Raw genomic sequence first — 14,883 nt, forward strand, 5'->3', positions numbered from 1 at the left:
TGGTGCCGCATGCCCCTCGTGGGCAACACACAGGTGATTTCGCTAGTCTGAAATGTCGAGTGTTGCGACTCGGGCGTGCGTCCGGGCCGTGTGAGGAGACTATTCGTGCGTTTCGTATGGGCCGTCGTGGCCTTCGTGCTGGCTGCGGGACTGATCGCTGCGGGCATCGCGCAGCGAACCATCTTCATGGGTCCGTCGACTCAGGAAGTCTCAGTCGCTGCAGAGGAACCCGCCCCGTTTGTGCTGATGGACGGCGACGTCCTTCGTGAGCACCCGGGGTCTCAGACCTTGCTGGTGCGCGGAGAGGGCGAGATCTTCGCCGCCTATGGCCGCACCGCCGACATGGAAGCGTGGCTTGCCGACTCGTCGTACAACCGCGTGACGGTCGGCGACGACGGTGACCTGGAGGTCGAGCTGGTCCCCGCCGGATCAGCACCGGAAGGTGATGGGGGCTCCGAAACCCCCGCCCCTGCCGAGACCCCGGCCGCGGCCGAGACCCCGGCACCGGCGGAGACGCCCGCCGAGGGCGATGCAGCCGCAGAGCCGGGCCGCAACCCCGCCGGCTCCGACCTCTGGCTGGACTCCTTCACCGAGACCGACACACTCATCGCAGACAACATGCAGCTGCCCGAGGGCGTGAGTCTGATCATCGCGTACGACGGCACCGCCGACGCACCGGACGACATCGTGGTGTCCTGGCCGCTGGACACGTCCACCCCTCTCGCCGGACCGCTCATGACGGCGGGCGCGGCGATGCTTCTCGTCGGACTCGTGCTCTACGTCCTCGCGATCCGGCACCAGCGTCGCGGGCGAGGACCGCGGCGCAAGGGCCCCGGCCCCCTTCCGGCCACCGAGCCGATCGACGTGGCTCAGCTGCCGCCATCGGAACGCGCGGCGATCGACGACACCTCGACCACCGCTGCCGGGGATGAGTCCGGTCGGACCGGCGCAGACTCCGACGCGGCAGCCGCCGGTGACCCGGGTACACACGACGCTTCCGGTCCGAAGATCCCGGACCCCGATCGGAAGACGGAGATGCGTGCGCGACCCGTGAACCGTCGACGGCGCCTGCTCGCGGTCCCCGCCCTCGCCGTGACCGCGTTGCTCGCGAGCGGCTGCTCGCCTGACTCGTGGCCGCAGCTCGGAGAGGGAACGCCCTCGCCGTCTCCCAGCGCGACGGTGATCGCTCCGGACAATCAGAAGCCCCCGGCAGTGACGGAGGCTCAGGCGAAGCGAATCCTGCAGGAAGTGTCGACGACCCTGTCCGACGCGGACGCGTCGATGGACATCGCTCTGGCCGGCACTCGTCTGGACGGCCCGGCGCTCACGGCTCGCACCACCGAGTACGCGCTTCGGACAGCTCTTCCGGAGACCGCACCGCCCGCCGCACTCCCGACCGATGACGTCGAGGTCGTGCTTCCCGAAGCCACCGACCGGTGGCCGCGCACGGTGCTCCTGCTCTCGAAGAGCGCTGACGACGACACCGTTCCCCCCGTCATCCTGACCATGACGCAGCAGGATCCGTGGTCGAACTACAAGGTCACGAACATGGCCGAGATGTCTGCGGATGCCGTCTTCCCCGACGTGGCTGCAGCGTGGCTCGGCACCTCGCTCGTTCCCGACGATTCCGCATTCCTCAGCATCCCGCCGGGAGAGCTTGCGGAGACCTTCGCCGACGTCGTCGACGCGGGCGAGGCCAGCCCTTCGTACGGCATGTTCGACGAGATCTCGCAGAACCTCGCCCAGTCGATTCGCGACAGCCGGCAGGCGGTCGTGCAGACGCTGGCGGACAACGGAGCGGCGGAGACTTCTCAGACCGCCTTCGACATCCTCCCGGCCGATTCCGAGCCGGTCTCGATGACCACGCTAGACAGCGGTGCGATCGTGGCCGTCTCGCTCATCGACACCGAATCGGTCACCCCGACGTCACCGGACGCCGTCATCCGACTGGAAGACGCGAATCCGCAGGCGAAGGCGCTGACGGGTGTCACGGAGTCCGCGAAGGGCTTCACGACCAAGTACGAATTCCAGCTGTTCTTCTCCGTTCCCGCGCAGGGCTCGACGGAGCAGATCCGACTCATGGCGGTCCGACAGGACCTACTCTCCGTCGAGGTGATCAAATGACCGATATCTCTCCCGCCGCGCTCCGTGGAGCCGTCGACCTCTCCTCTCTGCGAAACCGGCCCGCGGCTGCTGCCGCCGGAGCGCAGAGCCCTGCTCCCGGGGCCGTGGACATCGTCGTCGATGCGACCGACGAGTCGTTCGGTCAGATCCTCGAGCTCTCCCGGACAGTGCCGGTGGTCGTCGACCTCTGGGCCGAATGGTGCGGGCCGTGCAAGCAGCTGAGCCCCATCATCGAGAAGGTGACGCGTGAACTCGGCGGCAGGGTGCTTCTCGCGAAGGTCGATGTCGACGCCAACCCGCAGCTCGCCCAGGGATTCCGCGCGCAGTCGATCCCGATGGTCGTGGCACTCATCGCCGGTCAGCCGGTTCCGATGTTCACCGGTGCAGTGCCCGAGCAACAGGTCAGAGAGGTCTTCGCGCAGCTGCTTCAGCTCGCTGCTCAGAACGGAGTGACGGGCACCTTGAACGTCGGAGAGGCGCCCGAGGGCGAGCAGACGCCGGAGGAGCCGCCGATGCCGCCGCTGCACGCGGAGGCTTTCGCCGCGATCGAGAACGGCGACTACGCCGCGGCGGTCGTGGCATACGAGAAGGCTCTCGCGGAGAATCCGCGCGATGAGGATGCGATCGCAGGCCTGGGCCAGGTCCGTCTGCTCGACCGCGTCCAGAAACTCGATCTCCAGGAAGCTCGGGCCGCGGCCGCAGCCGGACCCCTGGACATCCAGGCCCAGTTCGATGTCGCCGACCTCGACCTCGCGGGAGGCCATGTCGAAGATGCGTTCGGAAGGCTTCTCGACCTGTTCGCCCAGCTGCCCTCGGATGAGCGAACGCCCGTGCGGGAACGCCTTCTCGAGCTGTTCGGCCTGATCGGCGTCGCAGATCCACGCGTCATCACCGCGCGCAACAGACTGTCTTCCCTGCTGTTCTGAGCTGAGAGTGCAGCGAGACGGCCCAGGCTCTGTCGGGCCGGGGCCGTCTCGCTGATCGGCAGAGGTCGTCAGCCGCGGCTGATCGTGGGTACGTGCGGGTCGCTCTCGTGGCGCAGCCAGATGGTCGACAGTGCGGGAACCGTGATCGTCGCCATGGCCGGTCCGTCGTCCTCCGAGTGCGCGACGACCATGCCGAGATTGCCGGATCCGCGACCGCCGTATTCTGCGGCGTCCGTGTTGAGGATCTCCTGCCACACGCCGGAGATCGGCAGTGCGAGGCTGTAACCGCTGCGCTCGACGCCGGCGAAGTTGCTGATCACCACGAGACGGCCGCCATGTGCGTCGCGGCGTTCGAAGGCGATGACATTGGGATCCCAGCTCGGGGCGCCGAGGCGTGAGAACGAGGATCCGTCATTGTCCCGCTCCCAGAGCGGGGCCTGAGCGCGATAGGTGCGGTTGAGCTGTCCGACGAAACCCTGCAGCTGCGCGTGCGACGGCTGGTCGAGGAGCCACCAGTCGAGCTGGCGGGATTCCGACCATTCGGCGAGCTGGCCGAACTCCTGCCCCATGAAGAGGAGCTTCTTTCCGGGGTGACCCCACATGTATCCGAGGTATGCGCGGACATTGGCGAGCTTGTGCCAGTGGTCACCGGGCATCTTCGAGACGAGGCTGCCTTTTCCATGCACGACCTCATCGTGGCTGATCGGCAGCAGATAATTCTCCCCGAACGCGTAGACGAACGAGAACGTCATCTCACCTTCGTGGTGCGCGCGATACATCGGGTCTCGTTCGATGTACTGGAGGGAGTCGTTCATCCAGCCCATGTTCCACTTGAACCCGAAGCCGAGACCCGCGTGGTCGGTGGGTGCGGTCACACCGGGGAAGCTCGTCGATTCCTCAGCGATCATCAGCACGCCGGGGTGCAGGCGGTAGGCGGTCGCGTTGACCTCCTGGAGGAAGCGGATCGCTTCGAGGTTCTCCCGGCCCCCGTGGATGTTCGGCTCCCACTCGCCTTCGTTACGCGAGTAGTCGAGGTACAGCATCGACGCCACGGCATCCACTCGCAGGCCGTCGACATGGAACTCGCTCAGCCAGAACAGCGCGTTCGCGACCAGGAATCCGCGCACCTCAGGGCGACCGTAGTCGAAGATGAGCGTTCCCCAGTCCTGATGCTCACCGCGACGAGGGTCGGGGTGCTCGTACAGCGGCTGTCCGTCGAACCTCGCGAGGGCGAACGCGTCTTTGGGGAAGTGCCCGGGCACCCAGTCCATGATCACGCCGATTCCGGCCTGATGCAGCTGGTCGATGAGGTATCGCAGGTCATCCGGGCTGCCGAAGCGACTGGTCGCCGCGTAGTACCCGCTCACCTGATAGCCCCAGGAGCCGCCGAACGGATGCTCGGCGAGCGGCATGAACTCGATGTGCGTGAAACCGGCCTCGGTGACGTGTGCGATCAGCGGTTCTGCGGCATCGCGGTAGCTCAGGCCTCCGCGCCAGGAGCCGAGGTGCACCTCGTAGACCGACAGCGGCTGAGCGACCGCGTGAGTCGCTGCCCGGCGGGTCATCCACGCGCCGTCTGACCATGCGTAGTCCGACCGCGTGACCACCGATGCGGTCTCGGGCGGCACCTGCGCGGCCTGCGCCATCGGGTCGGCCTTGAAGATCCAGGAGCCGCCGCGGGTGCGGATCTGATACTTGTATGTCGTTCCGACGGCGAGATCGGGGATGAACAGCTCCCAGACGCCACTCACACCCATCGAGCGCATCGCGTGCGCTTCGCCGTTCCACCCGTTGTGATCTCCGACGACTCGCACGGCTGTGGCGTTCGGGGCCCAGACGGCGAATGCGACGCCGTCTTCGGCGTCTGCGACCGTCGCGTGCGCACCCAGCACCTGCCACAGCCGCTCGTGCCGCCCTTCGGCGATCAGATGGAGATCGACGTCGCCCAGAGTCGGGAGGTGCCGGTACGGGTCGCCGGTGATCGTCTCGTCGTCGTCGCCGTACGCGGTGGCGATGCGATACGCCACCGGGGCACCGTCGTGCTGGGCCTCCCAGATGCCGTGTGCGACGTGATCGAGCTCCAATCGGCTCCCGTCCTCGAAGACGGCTGCGACCGAGGACGCGAGAGGTCGGCGAGCGCGGATCACCGTGACGGTCCGGTCACTCGCATCCGTGAACGGGTGGGAGCCGAGCACTGCGTGCGGGTCGTGATGGGCGCCGGCTGCGACAGCCGCCCAGTCCGGTGATGTAGTGGCATCTTCGACGTAGCTCATGCTCGTCTCCTCACCTTCAGAATGTGCACCGGCTCGGCGAAGGCGTCGAGGCGCACGTAGTTGTGATCGGCCCACGTCCACACGGCACCGGTCAGGAGGTCCTCCACCTCGAACGGCTCGCCAGGTGGTACGCCCCAGATCGTGGTGTCGAGGTGCACGGTGGTCTCACGCACGGAGTGCGGATCGACGTTGGCGACGACGAGGATCGTATCGGAGTGGCCCGTGCCGGTGAACGCGGCATCGAGGTGCTTGCTGTAGACGAGCACCGAGTCGTCGTCGCTCCAGTGCACGGAGAGATTGCGGAGCTGTCGAAGAGCCGGGTGCTCACGGCGGATCTCGTTCAGTCGGCGCAGGAGAGGCGCAAGCGAGTCACCCGATGCCTCCGCGCCCTCCCAGTCCCGGAACTTGAACTCGTACTTCTCGTTGTCGATGTTCTCCTCGGACCCGGGCCTCGCCACGTTCTCGAAGAGCTCGTACCCGGCGTACACGCCGTACACAGGGGCGGCGGTGGCGGCGATGCAGGCGCGGATCCGATAGGCGGCGCGGCCGCCGAACTGCAGGTACTCCGTGAGGATGTCGTGCGTGTTCACGAAGAGATTCGGCCGCATGTAGTCGCTCGTCTCGTGCGAGACGCTGGTGAGGAACTCCTCGAGCTCCGCCTTGGTGTTGCGCCAGGTGAAATAGCTGTAGCTCTGTTGGAACCCCACGGCGGCGAGCGCACGCATCACGGCGGGTCGAGTGAACGCCTCGGCCAGGAAGATCACGTCCGGGTCCTGGGCGTTCACGGTCGCGATGAGCCATTCCCAGAACTGCAGCGGCTTCGTGTGCGGGTTGTCGACGCGGAAGATCTTCACGCCTTCGCGAACCCAGTGCTGCACGATGCGGAGCATCTCCTGGTAGATACCGGCGGGATCGTTGTCGAAGTTCAGCGGGTAGATGTCCTGGTACTTCTTGGGCGGGTTCTCTGCGTAGGCGATGGTGCCATCCGGGAGAGTGGTGAACCACTCGGGGTGCTCATCGACCCACGGGTGGTCCGGAGAGGCCTGCAGTGCGAGATCGAGAGCGACCTCCAGCCCTTCGTTCTTCGCCGCCCTGACGAATGCGCGGAAGTCGGCCGGCTTGCCGAGTTCCGGGTGGATCGCATCGTGGCCGCCGTCAACGGAGCCGATGGCATACGGTGAGCCCGGATCGCCTGGCTCCGTCGTCAGAGTGTTGTTGCGTCCCTTGCGGTTGGTCGTTCCGATCGGATGGATCGGCACCAGGTAGATGACGTCGAAGCCCATGGCCGCGACAGCGGGAAGACGTTTGGCGGCTGTCCTGAACGTACCGCTCTTGACAGTGCCGTCCTTCAGGCGTTTCGCGCCCTCCGAGCGGGGAAAGAACTCGTACCAGGCACCGACGCCTGCGGCGGTCCGCTCCACGAGCAGAGTGTGCGTGGCAGATGCTGAACGCAGCGTCATGAGAGGCCGCTCATGGAAGAGACCGCCCAGCTCGGCGTCGGTCGAGACCGCGGTGGTGGTCTCTGCATCGCCCCCCGCCAGTGCGGTGGCGAGTTCGCTTATGCGTCTGCGCTGAACCGCAGGGCGATCCTTCTCTTTCGCTGCGCGCGCGAGAAGTTCGGCGCCGAGGGCTGCCATGACCGGCACATCGACGCCCGCGGCGACCTTCACCTCGGCGGCGTGCGCCCAGGTCGCGAAGTCGTCGGAGAACGCCTCGAAGCGAAACGCCCACGGGCCCTGCATGTCCACAGCGACCTCCGCTGCCCAGCGATCGCTCCCATCGAGCAAGGGCGTCAATCGGTGCAGGGACTCCTCGCCGTTCGGGGCCGTCAACCGGAGCTGCACCCCGATCAGGTCGTGCCCTTCACGGAAGGCGACGACGCTGAACGGCACCACCTCGCCGACGAACGCCTTGGGCGCGAAGCCTCCGGGGACGGACGGTGCGCCGCCCACCAGAGGAATTCGCGTCGCGACGAGTCCGTCGCCGTCCGAGACGGCGCCCAGCGGGCGCGACGGGATCTGCGCGGGGCTTCGGAGAGCCTTCGGACTGATGCTGCTCATACGTGCGGCCACCCCCCGAATGTACCGCTCGCGGCGTGAAGCGGGTAGCTCGCGGAGGGCCCCGGCGCGCCGCCCTTCATTCCACGCGGAAGAGTCGCATGGAGGTGCCGGGGATGGGAAGGACGTCGCCGGGGGCGAACACCTCGCCGCCGTCTTGCGGGCGGTCGTCGGCGCTCGACCACAGCGAGACGAAACGCGTCGCCTCCTCGAGGTCGTCGGGCAGACGCACGTCGATGGGCGACTCCGTCCCGTGCACGATGAGGAGGATCCGATTGGCCGATTCGCGATCGGGGGTCGAGGCCGCCACATACTGCAGAGTGCGGTTACCAGGGTCCGTCCACTGCTGGCTCTCCATCGTCTCGCCGTTCTGGTCGAACCAGTCCATGACAGAGGCGTTGGGGATGTGCTCACCGAGTCGGGCGTACCGGCTCGGACGCAGGGCGGGATTCTCGGAACGGAGCTGGATGAGTCGAGCGACGTGTGCGCGCAGGTCCTCCTGCCACGGTTCCGCGTCCCAGCCGAGCCACGTCATCGACGAATCCTGGGCGTAGGCATTGTTGTTTCCGCGTTGCGTCCGACCGACCTCATCGCCGGCCGTGAGCATGGGGATCCCGGCGGACAGCAGCAGGGTGCCGAGCAGGTTGCGCATCGCTTTTCGCCGGGCAGCGAGGATCGCAGGGTCGTCGGTCGGCCCCTCGATACCGTGATTGAAAGCCCGATTCATGTCGGCACCATCGCGATTCTGTTCGCCGTTCGCCTCATTGTGCTTGACGTCGTACGACACGAGGTCGTGCATGGTGAAGCCATCGTGCGCGGTGACGAAGTTGATGCTGGCCAGCGGTCCCCGAACATCTGCGAAAGTGTTCGACGAGCCGGCGAGACGCGTCGCGAAGCCCCCGATGCCGACCGGAGCGGACGCACGACGCGCGTAGTCGATGTCGCTCAGCCAGAAGTTCCTGACCCGGTCGCGGTAGCGGTCGTTCCACTCCATCCAGCCGTTCGGGAAGTTGCCGGTCTGCCAGCCGCCCATGCCGACGTCCCACGGCTCGGCGATGAGCTTGGTGTCGCGGAGGATCGGATCGTTCGCGATGGCGGTGAGAAGCGGGTGCTCGGGCGTATAGGTGTGCGAGCCGTCGCGCGCGATCGCGGCCGCGAGATCGAAGCGGAAGCCGTCGATCTGCATCTCCTGCGCCCAGTAGCGCAGCGAGTCGAGCACGAGGCGCGCTCCGGCATCGGTCGAGGTGTCGAGCGTGTTGCCGCAGCCTGTCGTGTCGATGTACGCGCCTGATGCGTCCTGTCGGTAGTAGCTGGCGTTGTCGATGCCGCGCAGACTGGACCGAGGTCCACCGAGGCCCTCTTCCGACGTGTGGTTGTACACGACGTCCAGGATGACTTCGAGTCCGGCTTCGTGCAGCAGTCGCACCATGCCTTTGAACTCGGCGAGAACGGCCTCGGGGCCGCCCTTGCGTGCGTCCTCCGTGGCGTAGGCGTTGTGCGGTGTGAAGAAGTTGAGGGTGTTGTAGCCCCAGTAGTTCGTGAGGCCGCGCTCGAGCAGGCGAGGCTCCGGAACGAACGCCTGGACGGGCAGGAGCTCGATCGAGGTGATCCCGAGAGAGTGGAAGTACTCGATCATCGCGGGATGCGCGAGTCCGGCGTATGTGCCGTGCAGAGCCGGGGGCACATCGGGCTGACGCTTGGTCAGCCCCTTCAGGTGCCCTTCGTAGATCACGGTGCGGTCGAGCGGTATCCGTGGCTTGACGGACTCTCCCCAGTCGAACCCGTCGACGATCACCACGGAGCGCCACTCCTCGTAGCCGTCGCCCTGCGCGAGACCGCGAGCGTAGGGGTCGAGGAGCAGAGTCTCGGGGTTGAACGTGTTCCCCGGCCCGTGTGGCCCTCCGACGCGGATCGCATACCGGGTGCCGGGCTGGAGCAGTTCTGTCGTCACCTCCCAGATGCCGCCGGGAAGGCGTGCGAGATCGACCTGGTCGATGACCCAGTCGAGGTCGGTGGCATCGAAGACGACGAGTTCGATGGAGGACGCGTTCTGTGACCAGACGCGGAGGTTTCCGACGCCGTCGTGAAGGCGCACACCGAGGTTGTCGAGTGCAGTACCGCCGGGCACGGTGATGTCTCGGATCGCGGGCATGAGTACACCATAGAGGTCTGCGCTCGGGTCTCAGGACAGCATGCACTCAGTTCCATGTGCACGCCACTGCGCGGAAAATGGGGGAGAGTGGAGGGATGCAGCACTATCTCGACCACGCCGCGACGACGCCGCTGCGTCCCGAGGCGCGGGAGGCGTGGCTCGAAGCGAGCGAGATGGTCGGGAATGCGTCATCGACGCACGGTGCCGGCCAGGACGCGCGGCGCCTGCTCGAGGAGGCACGCGAGCGCTCGGCCGCAGTGCTCGACTGCGACCCCATCGAGGTCGTGTTCACCTCCGGGGGTACGGAGTCGATCAATCTCGCGCTTCAGGGGTTGTGGCAGGCGCGGCCGGCGGAGTCGGATGCCATCGTGATGCCGGATGCCGAGCACCACGCGACGATGGACACCGTCGAGGCCCTGGTGGCGGCAGGGGCGGTGCTACGCGCTGTTCCGGTATATCGCTCGGCGGCCATCGACGTGGACGAGTTCACTGCCCAGCTTCCGGGCGCGGCGCTGGCGACCGCGCTCGTCGCCAACAACGAGGCCGGGACGATCAACGACGCCGCGATGCTGGCGTCGTCGACCGCGCAGGCGCTCGTTCCCCTCCATCTCGATGCGGTCGCGGCCCTCGGCCACCTGCCTCTGTCGTTCCGCGCGCTGAGAGGCGATGCGCCCGACTCGGTCGGTCTTGTCGCGATGAGCGTGGCCGGACACAAGATCGGCGCGCCGGTCGGCGTCGGAGCCTTGGTGGTCGCTCGCACCGCGCGGCTCTCCGCACTCCTTCGCGGCGGCGCGCAGCAGCGCGGACTTCGCGCCGGAACGCAGGACGTGGCCGGTGCCGCGGCCTTCGCCACCGCGCTCGAGCTCGCCGAGTCGGAGCGAGAGACGGAGACCGCGCGGCTGGCGACGATGCGCGATCGGCTGATCGACGGCATCCTGGCGCGGGTGCCGCAGGCCGAGCTTCTGGGAGACGGCTCGCGACGGCTCCCCGGCAACGCCCACATACTGTTTCCCGGAGCGGTGGGGGAGAGCCTGCTCTTCCTTCTCGACATGGCAGGCATCGCCGCGTCGACCGGGTCGGCCTGCCAGGCGGGTGTGGCGGAGCCATCGCATGTCGTGATGGCGATGGGGCGCAGTGAGCAGGACGCGCGCAGCGCCCTCCGATTCACGCTGGGACGCACATCGACGGACGCCGACGTCGATGCCGTCCTCGCATCCATCGGCGAGGCCTACCTGCGGGCTTCCGGCTCCGGCTCAGCCGCACGCTCGTAGACTGGTCCCATGAGGATTCTTGCGGCCATGAGTGGCGGAGTGGACTCCGCAGTCGCGGCCGCACGGGCCGTGGACGCGGGGCACGACGTCGTCGGCGTGCATCTCGCGCTGTCCCGGGCGGGCGGCACGCTGCGCACCGGAAGCCGGGGGTGCTGCACGATCGAGGATGCGCTCGATGCGCGTCGTGCGGCCGATCTCCTGGGCATCCCGTTCTACGTCTGGGACTTCTCCGAGCGCTTCCGCGACGACGTGATCGCCGATTTCGTCTCGGAGTACCAGGCAGGGCGCACCCCCAATCCCTGCATGCGCTGCAATGAGAAGATCAAGTTCGCCGCCCTTCTCGAGCGCGCCATCGAGCTCGGTTTCGACGCGGTGTGCACCGGGCACTACGCGACGCTGATCCCCACGGACGGCGGTCTCGAGCTGCACAGAGCCGCGGACAACGCCAAGGATCAGTCCTATGTGCTCGGCGTACTCACCGCCGAGCAGCTCGCGCACACCTACTTCCCGCTCGGAACGACTCCGTCCAAAGCGGTCGTGCGTGCCGAGGCGGAGGAGCGTGGGCTGAGTGTCGCGCAGAAGCCCGACAGCCACGACATCTGCTTCATTCCCGACGGTGACACGCGAGGCTGGCTGGCCGAGAAGGTCGGTACCGCCACCGGTGAGATCGTCGACCGCACGGGCTCCGTCGTCGGCTCGCACGAGGGCGCGCACGCTTTCACGGTCGGTCAGCGCCGTGGTCTGAAGCTCGGCGTCCCGGCCCCCGACGGCAAGCCCCGCTTCGTACTCGAGGTGCGGCCGGTGTCCAACACGGTGGTCGTGGGGCCGAAGGAGGCTCTCGCGACGCGTGAGATCTCGGGCGATCGATTCAGCTGGGCGGGCGCAGCGCCCGTCGACTCCGAGTTCGACTGCGAGGTGCAGATCCGCGCCCACGCCGAGCCGGAAGCAGCCCGGGCATTCGTCTCGCCCGAGGGCGTGCGCGTCGTTCCCGAGCAGCCGCTCAACGGCGTCGCGCCGGGCCAGACCGCCGTGCTGTACGTCGGAACGCGTGTGCTCGGCCAGTTCACGATCGACCGCACCGTGTCCGCAGTGCCGGTCGACGCATAGCGCCTGCCTCTCGATGTCGGCGCCCGCTCGTAGACTGGCGGGGTGCCGGAGAACATCTCGCTGGAAGACGCCCGTATCGAAGCGGACGAGCTGACCACTCGAATCCTCGAAGCGAAGGACGCGTACTACGGGCGCGACACTTCACTCGTCGACGACTTCACCTACGACGGGTGGATGCACAGGCTCGAAGAGCTGGAGCGGATGCATCCCGAGCTGCAGGGTCAGGACTCGCCCACTCAGATGGTGGGGGCGGCCGAGGCCACCGGGCTCGCCACCATCGAGCACGCGGAGCGGATGCTGAGTCTCGACAACGTGTTCTCGATCGACGAGCTCAGGGATTGGGCCGCCAAGACGCGCGCCTCTGCGGGGCGAGCTGTCGACTGGCTCACCGAACTCAAGATCGACGGCCTCGCGATCAATCTCCGCTACGAGAACGGGCGGCTGACGTCGGCGGCGACGCGGGGAGATGGGCGCGTCGGTGAGATCGTCACCGAGAACGCGCTGCGCCTTCCCGAGATCCCCCTCGAGCTCAGCGGCGAAGGTCACCCTCCCATCGTCGAGGTGCGCGGCGAGGTGTTCATTCCCGTGGCCGCCTTCGAGCGCCTGAATGCCGCACAGGCGGAGTTCCGCGACCGGGCCTACGCCGATGCTCTCGCCCGCTGGGAGGCTCGGAGCGGAGCGAAGAAGCCGTTCGACGAAGAGAAGGCGCGAACTGCTGCGGCTCGGCGGTTCCCCTCGTTCGCGAATCCGCGCAACGCGGCGAGTGGTGGCCTGCGTCAGCAGATCGACAAGAAGGAGGGGCTCGAACTCGAGGCGGGGATGCTGCGCATCGAGTCGCTCGCGCTGTACGTGCACGGCATCGGGGCCTGGGAGAATCCGCCGGTCGCCGCACAGAGTCAGGTCTACGACAAGCTGTCGGACTGGGGGCTGCCGACCAGCCCGCACACCAGGGTGTGCACGAGCATCGACGACGTGGTTGCGTTCGTCGAGTACTTCGGCGAGCACCGGCACGATATCGAGCACGAGCTGGACGGGATCGTCGTCAAGGTCGACGAGCTGTCCCTCCACGACGAGCTCGGCGCCACCAGTCGGGCGCCTCGCTGGGCGATCGCGTACAAGTACCCGCCCGAAGAGGTGCAGACGAAGCTGCTCGACATCGTCGTGTCTGTGGGTCGAACCGGCAGGGCGACGCCGTTCGCGGTGATGGCTCCCGCCCAGGTCGCGGGGAGCGTCGTCAGGCAGGCGACGCTGCACAACAAGGACGTGGTGAAAGCCAAGGGAGTGCTGATCGGCGACACCGTCGTCCTGCGCAAGGCGGGCGACGTGATCCCCGAGGTCCTCGGTCCGGTCGTCGAGAAACGCGACGGTACCGAGCGGGAGTTCGTGATGCCGATCGAATGCCCCGAGTGCGGCACGCCGCTGCGTCCGATGAAGGAGGGCGACATCGATCTGCGCTGCCCCAACGCGCGCTCGTGTCCGGCCCAGGTTCGCGGTCGTGTCGAGCACATCGGTTCGCGGGGCGCCCTCGACATCGAGGCGCTCGGCGAAGTCACGGCGGCCGCGCTCACCCAGCCGACCTCGCCGGCGACACCGCCTCTCGAGACCGAAGCCGGACTGTTCGCGCTGACGCTCGATGAGATCGTGCCGATCGAGCTCGTCGTGCGCGATGCCGAGACGGGGCTGCCCAAGGAGGACGAAGACGGTCTCGTGAAGACGAGGGCGCCATTCCGACGCAACCCGACCGCGACAGAGAAGAAGTCGGGGCTGGAGGGCCCCCAGCCCTCCTCTCAAGCTGTGACTCTGCTCGCGGAACTCGAGAAGGCGAAGACCAAGGACCTTTGGCGGCTGCTCGTCTCACTGAACATCCGTCACGTCGGGCCGGTCGCGGCGAGGGCGCTGGCGCAGTGGTTCGGTTCGCTCGACGCGATCCGCGCGGCCTCTCGCGACGAGCTCGCCGCTGTGGAAGGAGTCGGCGGCATCATCGCCGACTCCTTGCTCGCGTGGTTCGATGTCGACTGGCACCAGGACATCGTTCGTCGCTGGGCCGAGGCAGGCGTCCAGTGGGCCACGCCCGGTCATCCCGGTCCGGGCGCGGCAGTCGTCCAGGGCGGTGTGTTGGACGGGATCACGGTCGTCGCGACCGGTTCACTCGACGGGTACACCCGAGATGGAGCGCAGGAGGCCATCCTCAAGGCGGGCGGTAAGGCCGCGTCGAGCGTCTCCAAGAAGACGGACTTCGTCGCGGCCGGTCCCGGAGCGGGGTCGAAGCTGGGGAAGGCGGAGGAGCTCGGCATCCGCATCCTCGATGCCGCTCAGTTCCACATCCTCGTCACGGAGGGGCCGGACGCTCTGGGATGAGGCGATATGGACCGCTGATCGCCGTCTCCGGCGCGATGGCTGTGGGAGACCCGGGCCGCAACCACCTGCGTCTGACGCCTGATGCGCTCCTGATCCGCCACGGCACAGAGAACCGGGGAATCATTCCCTGGTCCCAGGTGCAGCGAGTGATCCTCGACGTGCCCACCACGCGGTTCCGTCTGCCCGGCCTCTTGAGCACGCTCGTCCTCGGCGCCCTGACGTTCCTCACCGTGTCCGATCTCGGATTCGACCCTGATGATGGCGCGGTCGAGCTCCTGGCAGACGGGGAAACGTCGATCGCACCGCTGAGCCGTCACCACGTCGGCGGGTACTGGACACCGACGGTGGACGGGGCGCACCGGCTGCTGCAGCATCTCATCGACAACCCGGAGCAGAGAGCGTTGCTCGCGCGCCCTGAACAGCTCATCGACGTGGCCGCGCGTCTCGCTCGCCACAGGCCTTCAGGAGCCTGACGCGCAGGCTGGCCCTTCAGGATGGCTGCCCATCGGTGCACGCGAGCGCGCCACGTACACGACCATCAGGCCGAGGATGCTGTTGAGCAGCCCGAGGCTCTTGACCTGCAGGAAGAGCGGGATGACGAGGGCCTCGAGCGGA

Annotated in this window: 9 protein-coding genes and 1 pseudogene; 6 read left to right on the forward strand and 4 right to left on the reverse strand. The window is 67.5% G+C overall.

Features of this window, described 5'->3' with window-relative positions:
* Positions 1–105: 105 nt before the first annotated feature.
* Entirely contained in the window at positions 106–2,124 is a 2,019-nt protein-coding gene (locus AB0P11_RS16590; protein WP_363523050.1) for a glycosyl transferase, read from the forward strand.
* Positions 2,121–3,050 carry a tetratricopeptide repeat protein gene (locus AB0P11_RS16595; protein ID WP_056278680.1) on the forward strand — a complete coding sequence of 310 codons (930 nt, stop codon included), beginning with the start codon at positions 2,121–2,123 and terminating at the stop codon, positions 3,048–3,050. The genes AB0P11_RS16590 and AB0P11_RS16595 overlap by 4 nt, the downstream gene beginning before the upstream one ends.
* A gap of 68 nt (positions 3,051–3,118) precedes the next feature.
* On the opposite strand, the gene glgB is transcribed toward AB0P11_RS16595, so the two are convergent.
* From glgB to glgX, 3 genes are all read right to left on the reverse strand, one after another.
* Positions 3,119–5,323: a 1,4-alpha-glucan branching protein GlgB gene (gene glgB / locus AB0P11_RS16600; protein WP_363523053.1), complete on the reverse strand. Its 2,205-nt coding sequence runs from the start codon at positions 5,321–5,323 to the stop codon at positions 3,119–3,121.
* Positions 5,320–7,383, reverse strand: a complete 2,064-nt coding sequence (locus AB0P11_RS16605) for an alpha-1,4-glucan--maltose-1-phosphate maltosyltransferase (protein WP_363523055.1) — start codon at positions 7,381–7,383, stop codon at positions 5,320–5,322. Before AB0P11_RS16605 ends, glgB begins: the two co-directional genes overlap by 4 nt.
* Before the next feature lie 76 nt (positions 7,384–7,459).
* Positions 7,460–9,532: a glycogen debranching protein GlgX gene (gene glgX / locus AB0P11_RS16610; RefSeq protein ID WP_363523057.1), complete on the reverse strand. Its 2,073-nt coding sequence runs from the start codon at positions 9,530–9,532 to the stop codon at positions 7,460–7,462.
* A 95-nt stretch (positions 9,533–9,627) separates the two neighbouring features.
* Here glgX and AB0P11_RS16615 point away from each other — a divergent pair, with 95 nt between their 5' ends.
* Genes AB0P11_RS16615 through AB0P11_RS16630 form a run of 4 tightly spaced genes read left to right on the forward strand, consistent with a single transcriptional unit; the run spans position 9,628 to position 14,741 of the window.
* The gene (locus AB0P11_RS16615) at positions 9,628–10,803 is read left to right on the forward strand and encodes a cysteine desulfurase family protein (protein WP_056278682.1); all 1,176 of its coding nucleotides are present in this window, start codon (positions 9,628–9,630) and stop codon (positions 10,801–10,803) included.
* 9 nt (positions 10,804–10,812) lie between these two features.
* Positions 10,813–11,910: a tRNA 2-thiouridine(34) synthase MnmA gene (gene mnmA, locus AB0P11_RS16620; RefSeq protein WP_363523060.1), complete on the forward strand. Its 1,098-nt coding sequence runs from the start codon at positions 10,813–10,815 to the stop codon at positions 11,908–11,910.
* 42 nt (positions 11,911–11,952) lie between these two features.
* On the forward strand, positions 11,953–14,268 hold the full coding sequence (gene ligA / locus AB0P11_RS16625; RefSeq protein ID WP_285364795.1) for an NAD-dependent DNA ligase LigA: 2,316 nt from the start codon (positions 11,953–11,955) through the stop codon (positions 14,266–14,268).
* Positions 14,265–14,741, forward strand: a complete 477-nt coding sequence (locus tag AB0P11_RS16630) for a hypothetical protein (protein ID WP_363523062.1) — start codon at positions 14,265–14,267, stop codon at positions 14,739–14,741. Before ligA ends, AB0P11_RS16630 begins: the two co-directional genes overlap by 4 nt.
* Positions 14,742–14,783: 42 nt before the next feature.
* On the opposite strand, the pseudogene AB0P11_RS16635 reads toward AB0P11_RS16630, so the two are convergent.
* Positions 14,784–14,883: pseudogene (locus tag AB0P11_RS16635) on the reverse strand (carbohydrate ABC transporter permease); the annotation flags it as partial.

Origin of the sequence: Microbacterium sp. NPDC079176, from assembly GCF_040686675.1 — a bacterium.
Classification (GTDB): Bacteria; Actinomycetota; Actinomycetes; order Actinomycetales; family Microbacteriaceae; genus Microbacterium.